This is a genomic window from Intestinibacter sp., from assembly GCF_022780145.1.
Lineage (GTDB): Bacteria > Bacillota > Clostridia > Peptostreptococcales > Peptostreptococcaceae > Intestinibacter.
Genome location: NZ_JALEXO010000082.1, coordinates 1 through 2,836 on the forward strand (window position 1 = coordinate 1; position 2,836 = coordinate 2,836).

Sequence of the window (2,836 nt, forward strand, 5' to 3'; positions counted from 1 at the left end):
TAAGATGTCCAGCCGTTATTTTGATCTATATATAAATCGTATCCGCCTTGATTTATCATAGGCTCTATAGTGAACATCATACCTGGAACCATTATCACGCCTTCATCCTCGTATCCATAGTGGAATACAAATGGATCTTCGTGGAATTCTAACCCTATACCGTGTCCACCAAACTCTCTTACTACTGTATATCCGTGTTTATGAACATATTCTTGGATAGTCGCTCCGATTACTCCCATTGGAACCCAAGGCTTAACCTTTGATATTGCTAATTCCATAGATTCTTTAGTTACCTGTACTAATTTTTTAGCTTCTTCGCTGACTTCACCTATCATGTACATTCTAGATGCATCTGAGTAGTATCCATTGTAGATTGTAGATACGTCTACATTTATTATATCACCGTCTTTTAATACGACGTCTTCTGATGGTATACCATGGCAGATTTGGTCGTTTACTGATGTACAAACGCTCTTTGGATATCCGCAGAATCCAAGTGGAGCAGGTATAGCACCATTTGCAACTGTAAAATCGTGAACTATAGTGTTTATTTCTTCTGTAGTCATTCCAGCTTTTATGTGTTTTTCTACTTCGTCTAAAACAGCTGTGTTGATTTTTGCACTTTCTTTTATTTTTTCAATTTGTTCTGCGTTTTTTATCATATCTCTAGTAGGTATTTCGTAACCGGCTCTAGCGAATTGTTTTAATTTTTCATCGAATTCCATGTGGCATTTTTTATATTTTTCGCCGCTGCCACACCAGCATTTACTATTTCTTCCTAATAACATTTTGTCCTCCCTAACCTTTTACTATAGGTTTTCTAAGTATATAATTTTCATAGGCTTCTATACCTAATTTCATTTTTACTATTTGTCTCGCATGAGGTGCTGACTCTATCGGCTCCCCATCTTCATTGTACATCTCTAAGATAGTCGTAAACATAGTCTCCTTGTAAGGTCCTATTACTTCTATATCCTCGCCTACAGACATTTTATTTCTCTGTTCTACTATTAAATATCCATCATCAAGGACTTCTTTTACGATTCCTATGAAGTCGTAATTTCTTATATATGAAGCTGATTCGTAGTTGTTTGAATTTTTACCCGGTCTATCTAGGAAAAATCCTGTAGAGTAATCTCTGTGGCTTCCTTTTTTAAGCTCGTCTAACCACATAGGATTGAATTTCCAGTTATCTGGATCCTTGTAATATTCATCAATCGCCATTCTGTAGGCTCTTACAGTTGTAGCCACATAATAAGCAGTTTTCATACGACCTTCGATTTTTAGACTAGTTATTCCACTGTCGAATATCTCAGGAATATATTTTATCATACATAAGTCTTTTGTATTGAAGAAAAATTGATAATCTTCGTCATCTAATACATTTTCGTAATTGCCATTTACATCTTCAACTAAGTTGTACTTCCATCTACAAGATTGAGCACAAGAGCCTTGGTTGGCATCTCTTCCTGTCGCGTAGTTACTTATTACACATTTACCAGAATAGCTCATGCACCTAGCCCCGTGTATAAATGACTCTATATCTAAATCCTCAGGTGTATTTTCTCTAAGCTCTTTAGTCTCTGCAAACGACATCTCTCTAGCCGTCACGATTCTCTTCGCACCTTGCTCATACCAAAAATTAGCAGCTATATAATTAGATGTACTAGCCTGTGTGCTTATATGTATCTCCATATCAGGAGCTACTCTTTTAACTATGTTAAACACACCTGCATCACTTACTATAACTGCATCTACACCTATTTCATCTAGCTCTTTTATATAATCAGCTAAGCTATCTAGCTGATCACTTCTCGGGATAATATTAACTGTTACAAAGACCTTTTTGCCCATATTATGAGCAAACTCTAGCCCTTCTATCATATCCTCTTTTGAAAAATTTTTAGCAGCAGAACGCATACCAAAAATCTCGCCACCTATATAAACTGCATCTGCTCCGTAAATAAAAGCAATCTTTAACTTCTCTAAATCACCAGCAGGTGCTAATAATTCTACCTCTCTCATTCTAACTCCTTTACTAAAAATAAAATTTATATCAGCAATACATTTTAATTATTCCCATTTTCTTTATTTTATATCAAAAATCTACTACTAGATTATAACATAAAAATAGTGCCCTCATACAGTAATTATCAATACTGGTATAAAAGCACCACTTTTTTCATATACTATTATACTAGAATCTCTAGTATTATTATACTACATAAACCATAATTTTAGTATAAATAAAATAGCCAAAATTATCATTACAACAGATACATGTTTTCTGTCTTCTTTTGGAGCTATTAAATTATATAATAAGTTTATAAATACATAAGATAAAACACCTAATGTTAAACCATCACCTATAGAATAAGTTAAAGCCATTCCACCTATTGCCATAAATGCTGGCACACCTTCAGTTATATCGCCGAAGTCTATATCTTTGACTGCACTCAACATCAAGTATCCAACATAAATTAATGCTGGAGCTGTTGCGCAAGAAGGTATTGCTATAAATATTGGAGAGAAAAACATAGCTATTAAGAATAGTACACCTACAGTTATTGCAGTGTAACCAGTTTTTCCACCCTCAAGTACACCTGTTGAGCTTTCAACATAAGTTGTTACAGTTGAAACTCCTAACCAAGAACCTATAGTAGTTGCAAAAGCATCTGCAAGTAATGCTCTACCTACATTTTTAACTTTTCCATCTTCATCTACCATATTAGCCTTTGAAGCAACTCCAACTACAGTACCTACTGTATCGAAGAAGTCTACAAATAAGAATGTGCACAATACTGTTATGAATTGGAACATACTATCTGGATGAGTT

At 34.6% G+C, this 2,836-nt stretch carries 3 protein-coding genes; all 3 read right to left on the minus strand.

The features are described 5' to 3' along the window. On the minus strand, window positions 1–788 hold a 788-nt coding region (locus MR593_RS02990; protein ID WP_290686793.1), incomplete at its 3' end, for a methionyl aminopeptidase. Between the two features lie 10 nt (window positions 789–798). Further along, complete coding sequence (locus MR593_RS02995) at window positions 799–2,025, minus strand: peptidase U32 family protein (RefSeq protein ID WP_290686795.1); 1,227 nt, start codon at window positions 2,023–2,025, stop codon at window positions 799–801. A gap of 195 nt (window positions 2,026–2,220) precedes the next feature. Next, the coding region (locus MR593_RS03000) for an NCS2 family permease (RefSeq protein WP_290686797.1) at window positions 2,221–2,836 on the minus strand (616 nt) is incomplete at its 5' end.

Bases quoted from the DNA above. Each gene is read 5' to 3' on its own strand.
- MR593_RS02995 (WP_290686795.1), bottom strand. From the start codon at position 2,025: ATGAGAGAGGTAGAATTATTAGCACCTGCTGGTGATTTAGAGAAGTTA.